The sequence below is a fragment of the Serratia sp. GW822-FHT06E05 genome (genome assembly GCF_058799445.1).
Window position 1 is genome coordinate 89,835 of sequence record NZ_JBXALM010000004.1, and the last position, 17,762, is coordinate 107,596.

The 17,762-nt window shown below is 57.8% G+C and carries 15 protein-coding genes; 9 read left to right on the plus strand and 6 right to left on the minus strand.

Going from position 1 to position 17,762, the window contains the following annotated elements; genetic code table 11:
• Nucleotides 1-263 precede the first annotated feature (263 nt).
• From AC1RKC_RS12490 to AC1RKC_RS12500, 3 genes are all read left to right on the plus strand, one after another.
• On the plus strand, nt 264-2,183 hold the full coding sequence (locus tag AC1RKC_RS12490; RefSeq protein WP_261136423.1) for a PTS mannitol transporter subunit IICBA: 1,920 nt from the start codon (nt 264-266) through the stop codon (nt 2,181-2,183).
• 58 nt (nt 2,184-2,241) lie between these two features.
• Nucleotides 2,242-3,396: a mannitol-1-phosphate 5-dehydrogenase gene (locus AC1RKC_RS12495; protein ID WP_020824668.1), complete on the plus strand. Its 1,155-nt coding sequence runs from the start codon at nt 2,242-2,244 to the stop codon at nt 3,394-3,396.
• A 173-nt stretch (nt 3,397-3,569) separates the two neighbouring features.
• Nucleotides 3,570-4,121 carry an MltR family transcriptional regulator gene (locus AC1RKC_RS12500; protein ID WP_020824669.1) on the plus strand — a complete coding sequence of 184 codons (552 nt, stop codon included), beginning with the start codon at nt 3,570-3,572 and terminating at the stop codon, nt 4,119-4,121.
• On the opposite strand, the gene AC1RKC_RS12505 is transcribed toward AC1RKC_RS12500, so the two are convergent.
• On the minus strand, nt 4,118-4,726 hold the full coding sequence (locus AC1RKC_RS12505) for a LysE family translocator (protein ID WP_020824670.1): 609 nt from the start codon (nt 4,724-4,726) through the stop codon (nt 4,118-4,120). The two genes, AC1RKC_RS12500 and AC1RKC_RS12505, sit on opposite strands and share 4 nt — an antisense overlap.
• A 140-nt stretch (nt 4,727-4,866) precedes the next feature.
• Between AC1RKC_RS12505 and AC1RKC_RS12510 the strand changes: the two genes are divergently transcribed.
• Complete coding sequence (locus AC1RKC_RS12510; RefSeq protein ID WP_493092592.1) at nt 4,867-6,333, plus strand: aminotransferase-like domain-containing protein; 1,467 nt, start codon at nt 4,867-4,869, stop codon at nt 6,331-6,333.
• 71 nt (nt 6,334-6,404) lie between these two features.
• A complete protein-coding gene (locus tag AC1RKC_RS12515; RefSeq protein ID WP_020824672.1) occupies nt 6,405-6,767 on the plus strand; it encodes a YibL family ribosome-associated protein in 363 nt (120 codons plus the stop codon).
• A gap of 32 nt (nt 6,768-6,799) precedes the next feature.
• Here AC1RKC_RS12515 and AC1RKC_RS12520 read toward each other — a convergent pair whose 3' ends face one another.
• The 5 genes from AC1RKC_RS12520 to fdhD all read right to left on the minus strand — a co-directional run bounded on the left by AC1RKC_RS12520 (nt 6,800) and on the right by fdhD (nt 12,085).
• Entirely contained in the window at nt 6,800-7,579 is a 780-nt protein-coding gene (locus AC1RKC_RS12520) for a methyltransferase domain-containing protein (protein WP_020824673.1), read from the minus strand.
• A 113-nt stretch (nt 7,580-7,692) separates the two neighbouring features.
• Complete coding sequence (gene yiiM, locus AC1RKC_RS12525; RefSeq protein WP_142816170.1) at nt 7,693-8,364, minus strand: 6-hydroxyaminopurine reductase; 672 nt, start codon at nt 8,362-8,364, stop codon at nt 7,693-7,695.
• Nucleotides 8,365-8,455: 91 nt separating this feature from the next.
• Nucleotides 8,456-10,384, minus strand: coding sequence for a methyl-accepting chemotaxis protein (locus tag AC1RKC_RS12530; protein ID WP_258090444.1), 1,929 nt, complete (start codon nt 10,382-10,384; stop codon nt 8,456-8,458).
• 124 nt (nt 10,385-10,508) lie between these two features.
• Nucleotides 10,509-11,129: a superoxide dismutase [Mn] gene (gene sodA, locus AC1RKC_RS12535; RefSeq protein ID WP_041414081.1), complete on the minus strand. Its 621-nt coding sequence runs from the start codon at nt 11,127-11,129 to the stop codon at nt 10,509-10,511.
• 110 nt (nt 11,130-11,239) lie between these two features.
• Entirely contained in the window at nt 11,240-12,085 is an 846-nt protein-coding gene (fdhD, locus tag AC1RKC_RS12540; RefSeq protein WP_046374813.1) for a formate dehydrogenase accessory sulfurtransferase FdhD, read from the minus strand.
• Between the two features lie 145 nt (nt 12,086-12,230).
• Here fdhD and fdnG point away from each other — a divergent pair, with 145 nt between their 5' ends.
• Genes fdnG through fdhE form a run of 4 tightly spaced genes read left to right on the plus strand, consistent with a single transcriptional unit; the run spans nt 12,231 to nt 17,751 of the window.
• Entirely contained in the window at nt 12,231-15,278 is a 3,048-nt protein-coding gene (fdnG, locus tag AC1RKC_RS12545) for a formate dehydrogenase-N subunit alpha (protein WP_129941232.1), read from the plus strand.
• A 12-nt stretch (nt 15,279-15,290) separates the two neighbouring features.
• Nucleotides 15,291-16,190, plus strand: a complete 900-nt coding sequence (gene fdxH / locus AC1RKC_RS12550; protein WP_020824680.1) for a formate dehydrogenase subunit beta — start codon at nt 15,291-15,293, stop codon at nt 16,188-16,190.
• The gene (gene fdoI / locus AC1RKC_RS12555) at nt 16,187-16,822 is read left to right on the plus strand and encodes a formate dehydrogenase cytochrome b556 subunit (protein WP_013810963.1); all 636 of its coding nucleotides are present in this window, start codon (nt 16,187-16,189) and stop codon (nt 16,820-16,822) included. Before fdxH ends, fdoI begins: the two co-directional genes overlap by 4 nt.
• Nucleotides 16,822-17,751: a formate dehydrogenase accessory protein FdhE gene (gene fdhE / locus AC1RKC_RS12560; protein WP_493092591.1), complete on the plus strand. Its 930-nt coding sequence runs from the start codon at nt 16,822-16,824 to the stop codon at nt 17,749-17,751. The genes fdoI and fdhE overlap by 1 nt, the downstream gene beginning before the upstream one ends.
• Nucleotides 17,752-17,762: the final 11 nt, after the last annotated feature.

Consider the following 17,762-nt stretch of genomic DNA (forward strand, 5'->3'; position numbering starts at 1 on the left):
GACTCAAATCACATTTAATTGGGTTTTAGGCGAATTTTGTTCTCGTTGTGGCTTTTTTACACTGAGTAACTGTGATCATGATCACTATAAGTGCCCCGATAATGGGGGTGTTAGTGTGATGTTTGTCACAAAAATTCCGTGAAGTTCGCACGGTAAAAACTGCGTGATAGAGTCCATTTCGCATACAGCAACAACACGGCTGGATCGTAACAACAATAATCACGCGCTCTTATTGTCAGCGCGTAACAATAGGGGTGTGTTTTATGTTTTCACCAGACATCAAAGTCAAAGTTCAAAACTTTGGCCGCTTCTTAAGCAACATGGTGATGCCTAACATTGGCGCCTTTATCGCCTGGGGTATCATCACCGCGTTATTCATTCCTACCGGTTGGCTGCCGAACGAAACCTTAGCCAAACTGGTTGGCCCAATGATCACTTACCTGCTGCCGCTGCTGATCGGTTTTACCGGTGGCCGTCTGGTGGGAGGCGATCGCGGTGGGGTGGTGGGCGCTATCACCACCATGGGCGTGATTGTCGGGGCCGATATGCCGATGTTCCTCGGCGCCATGATTGCCGGTCCGCTGGGCGGCTGGGCCATCAAGCATTTTGACCGCTGGGTAGACGGCAAAATCAAAAGCGGCTTTGAGATGTTGGTGAACAACTTCTCCGCCGGCATTATCGGTATGCTGCTGGCTATTCTGGCATTTTTGGCCATTGGCCCGCTGGTTGAAGGGTTGTCACATATCCTGGCGACCGGCGTGAACATCATGGTGACCAACAACCTGCTGCCGCTGGCGTCAATCTTCGTGGAGCCGGCGAAAATCCTGTTCCTGAACAACGCCATCAACCACGGTATCTTCTCGCCGTTGGGCATTCAGCAGGCGACCGAAACCGGTAAATCCATCTTCTTCCTGATTGAAGCCAACCCAGGCCCGGGTATGGGCGTGCTGATGGCCTACATGTTCTTTGGCCGCGGCAGTGCCAAGCAGTCTGCCGGCGGTGCCGCGATCATCCACTTCTTCGGTGGTATCCACGAAATTTACTTCCCGTACGTGCTGATGAATCCACGCCTGCTGCTGGCGGTGATCCTGGGCGGTATGACCGGCGTGTTCACACTGACCCTGCTGAACGGCGGTCTGGTGTCTCCGGCTTCTCCGGGTTCGATTCTGGCGGTATTGGCGATGACTCCTAAGGGCGCTTACTTCGCCAACCTGGCGGCGATAGCCGCAGCGTTCGTGGTGTCCTTTGTGGTTGCCGGGTTCCTGCTGAAAACTTCGAAAGCCAAAGAAGAGGATGACCTGGAAGAGGCCACTCGCCGCGTACAGGCGATGAAATCCCAGTCTAAAGGCGCTGCTGCGGCTCATGCTGCGGTGGATGGTGACCTGACCACGGTGCGTAAAATCATCGTTGCCTGCGATGCGGGCATGGGTTCCAGCGCCATGGGGGCCGGGGTACTGCGCAAAAAAGTGGCGGACGCCGGACTGAAAAATATCTCCGTGACCAACAGTGCCATCAACAACCTGCCGGATGATGTGGATCTGGTGATCACTCACCGTGACCTGACTGAGCGCGCGATGCGTCATGCGCCGCAGGCACAGCACATCTCGCTGACCAATTTCCTCGACAGCAAGCTGTACAACGATCTGACCGAGCGCCTGGTGGCGGCCAATAAAACCACCGATAACCAGCAGAAAGTCATCAGCACGCTGGACGACAGCTTTGAGGCCACCGAGCAAAACCTGTTCAAACTGAGCGAAAGCAACGTGTTCCTTAACCTGCAGGCCAGCGACAAGGAGCAGGCGATCCGCTTCGCCGGCGAGCAGTTGGTCAAAGGGGGCTACGTTGAGCCGGAATACGTCGCGGCGATGCTGGAGCGTGAAAAACTCACCTCAACCTACCTGGGCGAGTCAATCGCCGTGCCGCACGGCACCATCGAAGCCAAGGACCGGGTGTTGCGCACCGGCGTGGTGTTCTGCCAGTACCCGCAAGGCGTGCGCTTTGGCGATGAAGAGGACGAGGTGGCACGACTGGTTATCGGTATCGCCGCACGCAACAACGAACATATCCAGGTGATCACCAGCCTGACCAATGCTCTTGACGACGACGGCGTCATCGAGCGGCTGGCGAATACCACCAGCGTACAGGAAGTGCTGGACCTGCTTAGCGGCAAAAAAGCCGGATAACAGAATCATTTTAAGGGGTGCAGCTTGCTGCACCCTTCGACATTAGAAAGGTAGGAATATGAAAGCATTACATTTCGGTGCGGGAAATATTGGGCGTGGTTTTATCGGCAAGCTGCTGGCGGACGCGCAGGCCGAACTGACTTTTGCCGATGTTAACCAAACGGTGTTGGATCTGTTGAACAGCCGTAAAAGCTACCAGGTTCACGTGGTCGGCGAGCAGGAGCGGGTCGAGCCGGTCAACAACGTCAGTGCAGTGAACAGCGGCAGTGAAGAGGCGGTAGCGCTGATCGCCGAAGCGGATATCGTGACGACCGCCGTGGGCCCGCAGATCCTGGGTAAAATTGCCGGTACTATTGCCAAAGGGCTGATCAAGCGTCATCAACAGGGCAACAACCAACCGCTGAACATCATTGCCTGCGAAAACATGGTGCGCGGCACCAGCCAGTTAAAACAACATGTGTTCGATGCATTGCCGCAGGACGAGCAGGCGTGGGTCGAGCAGCATGTCGGCTTTGTTGACTCGGCGGTTGACCGCATTGTGCCGCCTGCGGAAGCGGGCAGCAGCGATCCGCTGGAAGTGACGGTGGAAACCTTCAGCGAGTGGATTGTCGACCAGACCCAGTTCAAGGGCCAGCCACCGGCGATCGCCGGCATGGAGCTGACCGATAACCTGATGGCGTTTGTCGAACGCAAACTGTTCACGCTCAATACCGGTCATGCCATCACCGCTTATCTTGGCCAGCAGGCCGGTCTGCAGACCATTCGCGATGCCATTCTGGACCCGGCGATCCGCCGCGTGGTGAAAGGGGCGATGGAGGAGAGCGGAGCGGTATTGATCAAACGTTATGGCTTTGACGCCGCCAAGCATGCCGCTTATATCGACAAAATCCTCAGTCGCTTTGAGAACCCGTATCTGCACGACGACGTTGAGCGTGTGGGGCGCCAACCGCTGCGCAAGCTGAGCGCGGGCGATCGTCTGATCAAACCCCTGTTGGGCACTTTGGAATACGGCCTGCCGCACGCGAACCTGATTCAGGGCATCGCCGCCGCCATGAGCTACCGCAGCGAGCAGGATCCGCAGGCTAAAGAGCTGGTGGAACTGCTGGCTGAACTGGGGCCAAAAGCGGCGCTGGCGCAAATTTCCGGCCTGCCGGCGGAAAGCGAGGTTGTAGAACAGGCCATTGCTGTGTATAACGCCATGCAGCGCCAATAGGCTATTTTACTTGCCATTTTATGGTTGGGCAGTGCTCGAATTCCTCACGTACTACGTGTACGCTCCGGATTCTGCGCGCTGTCCGCCCGCAAACTGGCTGCGACAATAACGCCTATGGTATTAAATTAGTGGCCGATACAGCATACCCCTCCCACGCCATTCGAAAAGCGACGATGGAAGAAGCACAGGCATTTGAAAATAAGGTTCTGGAAAGGCTGAACGCAGGCAAGACGGTGCGCAGTTTCCTGATAGCGGCGGTAGAGCTGCTGGCGGAAGCGCTCAACGTACTGGTGGTGCAGGTGTTTCGCAAGGACGATTATGCGGTGAAGTATGCCGTCGAACCGCTATTGTCCGGTGCCGGTCCGCTGGGGGAGTTGTCGGTGCGCCTGAAGCTGATGTACGGGCTGGGAGTGATCTCCCGCCACGAATACGAAGATGCCGAGTTGCTGATGGCGATGCGCGAAGAGTTGAATCACGACGGCACAGAATACCGCTTTGTCGATGATGAAATCCTCGGGCCGTTCGGCGAGTTGCACTGCGTGACCGCGTTGCCGCCGGTGCCGACTTTCCTGCAGCCCGGCGAAGCGGAAGAGTCGCTGATCGCCATGCAGCGCCAGCGCTATCAACAGGTGTTGCGTTCCACTATGGTGCTTTCCGTCACCGATTTGATAGCCGGTATCGGCGCCAAACAACCGTCCCGGCTCTCTCCTCTCGGCCGCAGTTAGGCAAAGGCCGCGCGCCACTCGTCGAACAGCAGCCACAGTGCCGTGGCTGCCATCAATCCCGCCATCACGCCGTTAAACAACCGCAGTTTCCAGGTCACTCGCAGCGCATCACGCAGGCGATCGCCCAACACCGCCCAGACCAAGACGCAGGGAATGTTCAGCGCGGTAAAGGCAGCGATAATCATCAACGTATGACTGAGGCTGGCGCCTTCCCGCGGGGTGAACAGAATGGCGACGTTAATGGCCATCAGCCAGGCTTTGGGATTGACCGCCTGGAACAACGCCCCGTTGATTAAGCGCATTGGCTGCGCCTGCTGTTTGCCGTCCGGCGATGCCGCTTTGAACAGCTTCCAGGATAGCCACAGCAGATAGGTACAACCGATCACCGCCAACGGAAAACGGATCATACCGGCCCAGCTCAAAATCAACGCCAGCAGGGTGGTGGTCAGGGCCAGCTGCACTGCGCAGCCGACGCTGATGCCAAAAACCATCGGCAGAGTACGGCGCAGGCCAAAATTGACGCCGGACGACGCCAGCAGCAGGTTGTTGGGACCTGGGGTGATCGACATGACAGTGACATAACTGATAAAAGCGGAGTCCAGCATAATGGGTTCCTCACAGGGCTGGGGGAGCAAGGGAACCAGCATAAAACCTGCTGATAGATGGTGACAGAACCAAAAACCAGTTATTGTTATGGATACAGTTATACCAATATTAAACTGTACCCATTGCCTGGAGACAAACTGTGACCCTGCTCGATGAAATGTCGGAAACGCGCTACCAACAGCTGGCGGATACGCTGGCGGAAGCCATTCGCCGCGGTACGCTGCTGCCCGGCAGCCGTTTACCCTCGGTGCGTCGCTGCGCGCAAACCCACAGCGTCAGCATCAATACCGTGGTCGCGGCTTACCGCACGCTGGAAGATCGCGGATTGATAGAGGCGCGGCCACAGTCGGGGTTTTATGTGTGCAACACTCTGCCGGCGTTGAAAGCCGCTTTGCCGACCAGCAGCCGAATAGAGCCACCGGCGGACGATGTGCTGGCCTTGATCGACACCGTGTTTGCCGCCCAGCAGAACCCGGCATTCACCAACCTTTCGCTGGCCTGCCCACAGACCTCGGATTTTTACCCCGGTGGGAAATTGGGGCGGATGCTTTCATCGCAGCTGCGTCGCCAGCCGAACCTGATCGGTCAGTACGCGCTGCCGCCCGGTAGCCTGCGGCTGCGTCAGCAGATCACGCGTCGTTCGATGACGCTGGGTATGCTGCTGGAACCGGGCGATATCACGCTGACGCACGGTTGCATGGAAGCATTGCAACTGGCGCTGCGGGTAACCACCAAACCGGGCGACTGTATCGGGCTGGAATCTCCGACCTATTTTTACCTGCTGCCGCTGCTGGCCAGTCTGGGGCTGAAAGCGCTGGAAATCCCCACCGATCCGCAACACGGGCTGTCATTGGACGCGCTGGAACTATTGCTGAACGAGAAACGACTGAACGCGGTGATCGCCATGCCGACGGTGCAAAATCCGTTGGGTTGCACCATGCCGCTGGCGGCGAAAAAACGCCTGGCGCGGCTGATGAACGATCATCAGGTGCCGCTAATTGAGGACGGGTTGTACGCGGAGATCCAGTTCGGTGGCGCACTCTCCCCGGCGGTGAAATCATTCGACCGCGACGGTTGGGTGCTGTTTTGTTCCAGCTTTACCAAGACGTTGGCGCCGGATTTTCGCATCGGTTGGATCAGCGGCGGACGTTTCAACGATGCGTTGCGCAAGCTGAAGGCGGTGTCGTCAATGTCCGAGTCACAGTTGCTGTCGGAAACTCTGGCGATGTTCCTGGAAACCGGTGGCTACGATCACCATCTGCGTAACCTGCGCAAGCGCTATGCCGCCCAGGTGGATGAGGCGCGAGGGTTGATTGCACGTCACTTTCCACGCGGTACGCGAGCCACGCAACCGGCGGGGGGATTTGTGTTCTGGGTGGAGTTTCCGGACGGGGTCGACAGCGTAGCGCTGTTCCACCAGCTGTTGGAGGAGCAGATCTGCCTGACGCCTGGCACGCTGTATTCTCCCAGCGGCCGCTATCGTAATGCGTTGCGGCTCTCCTGTTGTTATCCGTTTAATGCGCGCTACAGCCAGGCGCTGGCACGCGTGGGGGCTAAAGCCTGCGAGATGAGTGGCTTGCCGCCGGGCATTGCGCAAGACGGGTAACGACGCGCGCATTTTGCTACAATGTGGGCATCATTGATTAGCGTGCCGACAGGCACAACAGGCCAGAAACCATGAAAGAGATAGAAAAGGCAGAGATTAAGCGCCTTAGCGACCTGCTGGACGCACTGAACCACAAAGACACCCTGGTGATCCAACAGGGCAATCCCGATCTGATTGCCCAGCACACCAAAGAAAAAGAAAAGCTGGCGGCAGAAATCGAGCGCCTGAAAGGCGTACGTGTTGAAAAGCTGAGCGCAGAAGCGCAAAAGCTGAGCCAACTGCCGTTCAGCCGTGAAATCACCAAGAAAGAACAGGCGGATATGGGCTCGTTGAAGAAAAACGTGCGCGGCCTGATCGTGGTGCACCCAATGACCGCTCTGGGCCGTGAAATGGGCCTGAAAGTGGTCACCGGCTACGCCAGAAAAGCTTTCTGATCGCCAGGGGCGCCGTCGATGGCGCCCCGTTTTCATAGCTTGGTGGTGAAATACGCCTTGGTCTGATAGGGCACGGTCAGGTTTTCTTTGCCCTGCAATTCCTCTTCTTCTGCCACCAGTTGGCGGATCTCATCGATCACTTCTTCCTGCTGCTGGGGCGGCAAGGCAGCGATAAAGCTGGTGGAACGCACCCGGTTATAAATCACATCTTCTGCCGCACCCTGGTGGGCGAGCATAAATACCTGCTCCTGCAGCGCATCCAGCCCTTTGAACGGGAAAAGTTTACGCCATTCTCCGGTGTAAAAACGCGGGGCGTCGCCTTCGTGACGGTCGACAATCTGGTTCAGCTTACGCACCCAACTTACGCGCGCATCGCGCATGTTCCACACCAGGCCAAGCTTGCCGCCGGGTTTGAGAATACGCTTTATCTCGGCCAACGCCTGCGGCGTGGCGAACCAGTGGAAGGACTGTGCGCAGACCACGGCGTCCACTGATTCATCCGGCAGCGGGATCGACTCCGCAGTGCCCGCCAATGTTTTCACCTGCGGCAGCGCAATCGACAGCTTTTCCAACATCTGCGCCACCGGTTCAACGGCGATCACCTGAGCGCCGGTTTCCAGCAGGCGGGGCGTGAATTTGCCGGTGCCGGCCCCGAGATCGATCACCGTCATACCGGCATGCAGGCCGAGGGTGTCGCGCAGCCAAGCGGCAACTTCCGGTGGGTAATCCGGTCGCCCTTTAACGTAGCGATCGGAATTGGCCTGATAGCCAGCGGCTGCGGCATGGTGGATCGAATGAGATGGGGAGGTCATAACTTTGCTCCTGCCTGAAAGAGGTTGCCGGTTGTGTTGCATCACAGTATAGGTCGGTAAAAAGGCTTAACGCAGTATTCTGCGCCACGTTTTACCTTCGCGGCCGCTGTTTCTCAGCGGCCCAGCAAGCGGCGATTAAAGTCTTCAATACGGTGTTCACTGATACGCGTCAGCATGGTTTTACTCCAGCTGGCGGACAGCCCGGCCACCGCCAGCAGACGGCGATATTGCTCTTCATCAAACGGCATATGCCAGGCGATGCCAATCGCCTCGGCGACAGAGATATCGCTGCTGCGTGTTACCAGTTCCAACGGGCGCTCGCCGCTGACTTTACCGGCGGAGATCACACGGTACAGCCAGCCGCAGCGGCCGCTTTGTTGCATCAGCACCGAGATGTCGTCGATATCAAAATGGTAGTTGAGCTTGAAGCAGGGAGAGCGCGGTTGGGTGACCTGGATCAGCGCGTCGCCCCAGCGGAAGATGTCGCCCATAAACACGTTGTGTTCGGTCAGCCCCAGAGTGGAAAGGTTTTCACCAAAGGCCGGCGCGCTGAACTGTTCCGCCTGCGTCGGGAACTGTTCGCGCCAGTGTTGGTAATGTTCTCGGGGATAGTGGCACAGCGCGCGGTCTGGCCCGCCGTGATAGCTTTTCTCCGCCTGCTCATCGCCTTCCAGGCCGAGGGGCGTCAGCTTGATGGTACCGTCCACCAGGCGCTTGGCGATACCGCTCGGCCGCCCGCCCTCGTAGGGTTGAACGGTACCGATATAAACCTCAGGATGATGCATATGCGCCTCCATGTCTCGCTTCGAAGGTTCAGCATAGCCTGAGTTGGCCGGAGGGAACAATAACCGCCCGAAAGGTTCGGGCGGGTAAACGTTAGAAGGTGGTCCAGTTATCTTCTGCTTCGGTGCTGGCCGCGGGCTTTTGCATCGCCGGTGCCTTGACCACCGTCCCTTTCACGGCGGCCGGTGCAGAAAGTTCCGCCAGACGGAATACCGAGACGCTTTGCAGTAGCATTTCCGCCTGTTCTTCCAGCGAGTCGGCTGCTGCGGCAGACTCTTCCACCAACGCGGCGTTCTGCTGAGTGGTGTGATCCATTTCCACAATCGCCTGGCCAATTTGGGCAATACCGCGGGTCTGCTCGTCGGAGGCGGCGGCGATCTCCGCCATGATGTCGCGCACATGGGTGACCGACAGGACGATCTGCTCCATGGTGTTGCCGGTATTTTCCACCAAAGTGGTGCCGGCCTGTACCCGGCTGACCGACTCGGTAATCAGCCCTTCGATCTCCTTTGCCGCCTGGGCGCTGCGCTGCGCCAGGTTGCGTACTTCGCTGGCCACCACCGAGAAGCCTCGGCCCTGTTCACCGGCACGCGCTGCTTCCACTGCCGCGTTGAGCGCCAAGATATTAGTCTGGAAGGCAATACCGTTGATCAGGGTGGTAATTTCGGCGATTCGCTGCGAACTGCTGGAAATGTCGCGCATGGTGCTGACGACGCTTTCCACCAGTTTGCCACCTTGCTGGGCGGTTTGTGAGGCGTCCGTGGCCAGCTGATTGGCGTGATGGGCGTTTTCGGCGTTCTGTTTCACCGTGGCGGTGAGCTGTTCCATGCTGGCGGCGGTTTCTTCCACCGCGGCGGCCTGTTGCTCGGTACGGGAGGACAAATCGGTATTGCCTGCGGCAATCTCCGCAGCGGCGGTGGACACCTGGCTGACGCCCATCTGGATTTTCTCAATCATGTCGCGCAGGTTCTGGCTCATCGCCGCCACGGCATTCAGCAATTGCCCCAGTTCATCGCGACGGGTGCTGGTCTGCGCCTGCCGCAGATCGCCACTGGCAATGCGTTCCGCCAGCGCCAGCGTACTTTGCAGCGGTCGGGTGATTTGCAGCGTGATGCGCCAGGCGATCAGCAGCCCGGCAATGATGGCAACCAGCGTGGTGATGCCCATTTGCAGCTGCGCGGCGTTGATATCGTTATGGGTTTGCGTCAGTTCGTCCTGCATAAAGGCGTTGACCAGCGTACCGACTTCCTGCGCGCTGTTGCCCAACTGCTGGCTGATGTTTTGCTCCTGCTGATAAGCCGGCAGGTAGGCCTGGATACGGTTCTTGTAATCATCAAGCGCGGTCAGCAGCGGTTGGAGCAGAGGACGCTGAGCGTCGTTGAGCCGCCGGCTGAGTGCGTTGGCCGCGCTACGGGCATCATCTATCGCCGCGACCAGCGGGGCTTCGGACTCGCTGCTCAGGCTCAACAGCAGGCCGCGCGCGCCGTAGCGCACCAGGGTCAGTTTTTGGTTCAACTGAATGAAGGCCAGCTGCAGGTCGCCATTGGTAAGCTGACGCTCTACCTGATTCAGGCTGTCTTGCACTTCCGACATGTTCCAGCTTTGGCGCACGGCATCCTTTGCCGCTACCGCCTTCTCGAAAGCGTTTTGCTGCTGCTGGTAGTGGCCGATCAGCTCCATCAAACGCTGCAGGTCTTTGCGGCTTTGGGGATCCCAGTCCAGGTCCTGACCCTGGTTAATCATCTTCACCGCGTTCTCGATGCTGGTGCGGTTATTTTTCAGGTATTCAGGCTTATAGGTTTGGCCGAACAGCGCGCGGTTGTATTTGGCTTGATTGATCTCGTCATTCAGCTTGTTGCTGAAGTCGATGCGATCGGCGCGGGACTCGATGGTATGCAGATACTGTGCGCCGGTTCCGGCGATAATGGCCGTCAGTAACAGCATCAGGCCAAAACCGAGACCGAGCTTTTTACCCACGGTGAGATGAACGAACTTTCCTGCCAGTGTTTGCAATGCCGCCATAATGATTTTCCTTTCCGGGCGAACGTCAATTGAACAAATCATCGGCAAAGGGCGGTTAAACTTTAGCGGATTTTAGGCAAAAAAATGCCCGCATTACGCGGGCATCTTCAGTACCGGGAGTGAATTACTTCTTCGCAGCGAAGCGTGCTGCCGCTTCATCCCAGTTAACCACGTTCCAGAATGCCTTGATGTAATCTGGACGTTTGTTTTGATATTTCAGGTAGTAAGCGTGTTCCCACACGTCCAGGCCCACGATTGGGAAACCTGAAGCGCCGGCAACGGCTTCGCCCATCAGCGGGCTGTCTTGGTTAGCGGTAGATACCACGGCCAGTTTGTCGCCTTTCAGCACCAGCCAGGCCCAACCAGAACCGAAGCGGGTCGCTGCGGCTTTCTCGAACTCTTCCTGGAATTTCTCTACGCTGCCGAAATCACGCTCGATAGCGGCTTTCAGGGAGCCACCCAGCGTGGTGCCGGTTTTCAGGCCTTTCCAGAACAGGCTGTGGTTAGCGTGACCGCCGGCGTTGTTACGCATGAAGGTGCGCTTGTCAGCAGGCACTTTATCCAGATCCTGGATCAGTTCTTCAACGCTGTATTGCGCCAGCTCTGGGTAGGCTTCCAGTACGGTGTTGGCGTTGTTAACGTAGGTCTGGTGATGTTTGGTGTGATGGATTTCCATCGTCTGCTTGTCGAAATGCGGTTCCAGTGCGTCGTAGGCGTACGGCAGGGATGGCAGTGAATAACTCATAATCATCATCTCCAGTGGTGTATGGGCGGCGCAATGTTGTGAGCACCGCGTAAGCAGTCGGATCATTATAGTTATTTAAATGATATTGAAAATGATTATCAATGCCCCACTTACAGTGTGGGTTTAATCTGATCAACCAGGCGCTGCGGGTGGGTAAACACCGTGGCGCGGCCGGGTTTGCTGAAGCCGACCAGCGTCAGATTACTGCGCTCGGCGATTTCCACGGCCAGCGAGGTTGCCGCAGACACCACGAACAAAATCTCCACGCCACACATCGCGGCCTTCTGCACCATTTCATAACTGGCACGGCTGGAGGTTAATACCGCTCCCTGAGACCAGCCCTGTTTGGCGCGTACGCCGAGCAGCTTGTCCAGGGCGACATGACGGCCCACGTCTTCGCATCCGCCAAGTACTTCACCCTGTGGAGATAACCAGGCGGCGGCATGGGTGCAACCGGTCAGTTGCCCAACTTCCTGTACTTCTCGCAGCTGTTTCAATGCGGAGTCGAGATTATCCAGGGAAAAAGTCTGGGTGAACGGCAGTGCAGGCAGCGGACGGAAAATGTCTGCCAGCTGTTCAATACCGCATACGCCGCAGCCGGTGCGGCCTGCCATGGCGCGACGGCGCTCCTTCAAACCGGCAAACCGACGGCTGGAGAGCTCTATTTGCACCTCCAGTCCGTTACAGGTTTGGTTAATCTCTATACTGTAGATATCGCGTGGCGATTCGATGATGCCTTCCGACAGGGAAAAGCCCAGGGCGAACGCCTCAAGATCTTTGGGCGTGCACATCATCACCACGTGAGAGATGCCGTTATAGACCAGCGCGACCGGAACCTCTTCCGCCAGCCAATCCGGCTGTGCGGTGGCGAGTTGCCCGCGTTGATAAACCTGAGCTTGGGTCACCCCTGTGAGCGAGGTCTCATTTATGTGTTGGTCTGAGTTTATATTGTTCACTTAACTGGCACCTGTTTGTAACAACCACATACACGCTGTGGTAATATTGCCACCGCAAAAACAACAGTAATTTTAGCGCTTCCCGCTTCAAGGGGGAAAGCGCCATTTGAAACAATGTGACAATCGAGAGTGAAAGGAGACCCCCATGCAGGTCAGCAGAAGGCAGTTCTTTAAGATCTGCGCTGGCGGTATGGCAGGAACGACGGTAGCTGCGCTGGGCTTTGCCCCGGAAGTGGCGTTGGCGGAAACCCGGCAGTACAAACTGCTGCGCGCGCGCGAAACCCGTAATACCTGTACGTATTGTTCCGTCGGCTGTGGGCTGTTGATGTACAGCCTTGGTGATGGCGCCAAAAACGCCAAAGAAAGCATTTTCCACATTGAAGGGGATCCGGATCACCCGGTCAACCGCGGTGCGCTTTGCCCGAAAGGCGCCGGCCTGGTCGACTTCATCCACAGCGAAAGCCGCCTCAAGTTCCCGGAATACCGGGCGCCAGGTTCGGACAAATGGCAACGCATCAGCTGGGACGACGCCTTCACCCGCATCGCCAAGCTGATGAAAGAAGATCGTGACGCCAATTTCATTAAAACCAACGAACAGGGCGTTACCGTCAACCGTTGGCTGAGCACCGGCATGCTGTGCGCCTCTGCCGCCAGCAACGAAACCGGTTATTTGTCGCAAAAATTTAGTCGCGCTCTCGGCATGCTTGCCGTAGACAACCAGGCGCGTGTCTGACACGGACCAACGGTAGCAAGTCTTGCTCCAACATTTGGTCGCGGTGCGATGACCAACCACTGGGTTGATATCAAGAACGCGAATCTGATTATCGTCATGGGCGGTAATGCGGCGGAAGCGCATCCGGTGGGGTTCCGCTGGGCGATGGAAGCCAAAATTCACAATAAAGCCAAGCTGATCGTTATCGATCCGCGCTTTACCCGTACTGCATCGGTAGCGGATTTCTATACGCCAATCCGTTCCGGGACCGACATTGCTTTCCTGTCGGGCGTGTTGCTGTACCTGATGACCAACAACAAAATTAACCGCGAATACGTTGAGGCCTACACCAACGCCAGCCTGCTGGTGCGGGAAGACTTTGCCTTCGACGACGGCCTGTTCAGCGGCTATGACGCGGAAAACCGCAAATACGACAAAACCACCTGGAACTACCAGTTCGACGAGAACGGCTTCGCCAAGCGCGACGTCACGCTGCAAGATCCACGCTGCGTATGGAACCTGCTCAAGGAACACGTCAGCCGTTATACGCCAGAGGTGGTGACCAACATCTGCGGCACGCCGAAGGAAGACTTCCTCCAGGTGTGTGAATACATCGCCGAAACCTGCGTGGCGGATAAAACCGCATCGTTCCTGTACGCCCTGGGCTGGACTCAGCACTCGGTCGGCGCACAGAACATTCGTACCATGGCGATGATCCAGCTGCTGCTCGGCAACATGGGCATGGCGGGCGGTGGCGTTAACGCGCTGCGCGGCCACTCCAATATTCAGGGCCTGACCGATCTGGGTCTGCTGTCGCAGAGCCTGCCGGGCTACATGACGTTGCCGTCGGATAAGCAACCGGATCTCGAGACTTACCTGAAAGCCAACACGCCGAAGGCGCTGCTGCCGGGCCAGGTGAACTACTGGGGCAACTACCCGAAATTCTTCGTCAGCCTGATGAAGAGCTTCTACGGTGACAAGGCGCAGAAGGACAACAGCTGGGGCTTTGACTGGTTGCCGAAGTGGGACAAAGGCTACGACGTGCTGCAGTACTTCGAAATGATGTCGCAAGGCAAGGTCAACGGCTACTTCTGCCAGGGCTTCAACCCGGTGGCGTCGTTCCCGAACAAGAACAAGGTCGTGGCTTCCCTGTCCAAACTGAAGTTCCTGGTGACCATAGATCCGCTTAACACCGAGACATCGAACTTCTGGCAGAACCACGGCGAGTTCAACGACGTCGATTCGTCGAAGATTCAGACCGAAGTGTTCCGCCTGCCGTCCACCTGCTTTGCCGAAGAAAACGGCTCGATCGTCAACTCTGGCCGCTGGCTGCAGTGGCACTGGAAGGGCGCCGATGCCCCTGGCGAAGCGCTGAACGACGGCGAAATCCTTGCGGGCATCTTCACCCGTCTGCGTGAGATGTACGCGCGTGACGGCGGTGCGGTGCCGGAACAGGTGTTGAACATGACCTGGGACTACCTGACGCCGGATAATCCTGCGGCCGAAGAAGTGGCGATGGAGAGCAACGGTAAGGCACTGGCGGACATTCTCGACGCCGACGGCAAAGTTTTGGCGAAAAAGGGTGAGCAGCTCAGCACCTTTGCTCACCTGCGCGACGACGGCACTACCGCCAGCGGTTGCTGGATCTTCGCCGGTAGCTGGACGCCGGCCGGCAACCAGATGGCGCGGCGCGATAACGCCGATCCGTCCGGCCTCGGCAATACGTTGGGTTGGGCCTGGGCATGGCCGCTTAACCGCCGCATCCTGTACAACCGTGCTTCGGCGGATCCGCAGGGCAAGCCTTGGGATCCAAAACGTCAGTTGCTGGAGTGGGACGGTGCCAAGTGGGGCGGGGTGGATATCCCGGACTACAGCGCCGCCGCACCTGGCAGTGACGTCGGGCCGTTCATCATGCAGCCGGAAGGCATGGGGCGCCTGTTCGCCACCGATAAAATGGCCGAAGGGCCGTTCCCGGAACACTACGAGCCGTTCGAAACGCCGCTCGGCACCAACCCGTTGCACCCGAACGTGGTGTCCAACCCGGCGGCGCGCGTGTTCAAGGACGATCTGGCAGCGATGGGTAAATCCGACAAGTTCCCTTACGTCGGCACCACCTATCGTCTGACCGAGCACTTCCACTACTGGACCAAGCACGCGTTGCTCAATGCGATCGCGCAGCCGGAGCAGTTCGTGGAAATCGGCGAAAAACTGGCGGAGAAAAAGGGCATCCAGCATGGCGATACCGTCAAGGTCAGCTCCAACCGTGGCTACATCAAGGCCAAGGCGGTGGTGACCAAGCGTATCCGTACCCTGCAGGTGCACGGCCAAGAGGTCGACACTATCGGCATCCCGATCCACTGGGGTTACGAAGGGGTGGCCAAGAAAGGCTTTATCGCCAACACGCTGACGCCGTTTGTCGGCGACGCCAACACGCAAACGCCAGAGTTCAAGGCGTTCCTGGTTAACGTGGAAAAGGTGTAACGGAGACGAATTATGGCAATGCAATCTCAGGACATCATTCGTAAATCCGCCACCAATGGTTTCACGCCGGCGCCGCGCGCCCGTGACCACCAGGAAGAAGTGGCCAAGCTGATCGATGTCACCACCTGTATCGGCTGCAAAGCCTGTCAGGTGGCCTGTTCCGAATGGAACGACATTCGCGACGAAGTCGGGCACAACGTCGGGGTGTACGATAACCCCGCCGATCTGACCGCCAAGTCGTGGACGGTGATGCGCTTCTCCGAAGTGGAGGAAAACGGCAAGCTGGAGTGGCTGATCCGCAAGGACGGCTGCATGCACTGCGCCGACCCGGGCTGCCTGAAGGCCTGCCCATCGGAAGGTGCGATCATCCAGTACGCCAACGGTATCGTCGACTTCCAGTCTGAGCACTGTATCGGCTGCGGTTACTGCATCGCCGGGTGCCCGTTCGACGTGCCGCGCATGAACAAGGACGACAACCGGGTGTACAAATGTACCCTGTGCGTCGACCGCGTTGATGTTGGCCAGGAACCGGCCTGCGTGAAAACCTGCCCGACCGGCGCCATTCACTTCGGTACCAAGGAAGCGATGAAGCAGGTCGCCGCCGATCGCGTCAGCGAGCTGAACACCCGTGGCTATCAGAACGCCGGTTTGTACGATCCGGCGGGCGTGGGCGGCACGCACGTTATGTACGTGTTGCACCATGCGGACAAACCGCAGCTGTATCACGGTCTGCCGGATAACCCGAGCATCAGCCCGGCGGTCACGTTCTGGAAAGGCGTGTGGAAACCCCTGGCGGCCATCGGCTTTGCCGCCACCTTTGCAGCGAGCGTGTTCCACTACGTCGGCGTCGGACCAAACCGCGTCGAAGAGGAAGATAACGACGAGCTGCATGATGAGGAGACGCGCAAATGAAAAAGGAAAAGCGTATTCAGCGCTACAGCGCGCCGGAGCGGATTAACCACTGGATTGTGGCGTTCTGCTTTGTGTTCGCCGCCATCAGCGGGCTGGGGTTCTTTTTCCCCTCCTTCAACTGGTTGATGAACATTTTCGGTACGCCGCAGCTGGCGCGTATTCTGCACCCCTTTGTCGGCGTGATTATGTTTGCGGCTTTCCTGCTGATGTTCCTGCGTTATTGGAAGCATAATCTGATCAATCGCGAGGACATCGTCTGGGCCAAAAACATCCATAAAATCGCCATGAACGAGGAAGTGGGTGACACCGGGCGTTATAATTTCGGTCAGAAGTGCGTATTCTGGGCGGCAATCATTAGCCTGGTGTTGCTGTTGGCCAGCGGTGTGGTGATCTGGCGGCCTTACTTTGCGCCGTCATTCCCGATACCGCTGATCCGCATTGCGCTGCTGGTGCATTCGCTGGCTGCGGTCGGTCTGATTATCGTGATTATGGTGCACATTTACGCCGCGCTGTGGGTAAAAGGCACCATTACCGCGATGGTGGAAGGCTGGGTGCCGGCGGCCTGGGCTAAAAAACATCACCCGCGCTGGTACCGAGAGGTCCGCGAGAAACAACAGGAAGACAAACCCTGATGAGCATCCGCATCGTTCCTAAAGAGCAGTTAGGGGCACAGCGCGAGAAGTCCACAACGGCGGAGACCATCCCGCCGTTACTTTTCGCTAATCTGAAAAGCCTGTACAGCCGCCGCGCTGAACGCCTGCGTAAGCTGGCGACCGACAACCCGCTGGGCGACTACCTGAATTTTGCGGCCCAACTGGCCGAAGCGCAGCACCATGCGTTGCACGACAACCCGCTGACGCTTGATCTTACCGAAGTCCTGCAGCAGGGTGCCGACAGTGGCAAGCCGCCACTGGAACTGAGCGTTTTCCCGCGTAGCCAACACTGGCACCGGTTGCTGACATCGCTGATTGCCGAGCTACGCCCGCAGGCGCCGGAGCACATTCTGGCGGTGCTGGATAACCTGGAAAAAGCCTCGGCGCACGAGCTGGAATTGTTGGCTGATGCGTTGCTTAACCAGGATTTCGCCAAGATCGGCAGCGAAAAAGCGCCGTTCATCTGGGCCGCGCTGTCGCTCTATTGGGCGCAGATGGCCAGCCTTATCCCCGGCAAGGCGCGCGCCGAATATGGCGAACACCGTCAATTCTGCCCGGTGTGCGGAAGCATCCCGGTTTCCAGCGTGGTGCATATCGGCACCGTCAGCGGCCTGCGCTATTTGCACTGCAACCTGTGCGAAAGCGAGTGGCACGTGGTACGGATCAAATGCAGCAACTGTGAGCAGACCCGCGATCTCAACTATTGGTCGCTGGACACCGAGCTGGCATCGGTTAAAGCGGAGAGCTGCGGTGACTGCGGTACCTACCTGAAGATTTTGTATCAGGAAAAAGACCCGCAGGTTGAGGCCGTCGCTGATGATTTGGCCACGCTGGTGCTCGACGCCAAAATGGAAGACGAAGGCTTTGCCCGCAGCAGCATCAATCCATTCCTGTTCCCGGGGGAATGATGATCGGCTAC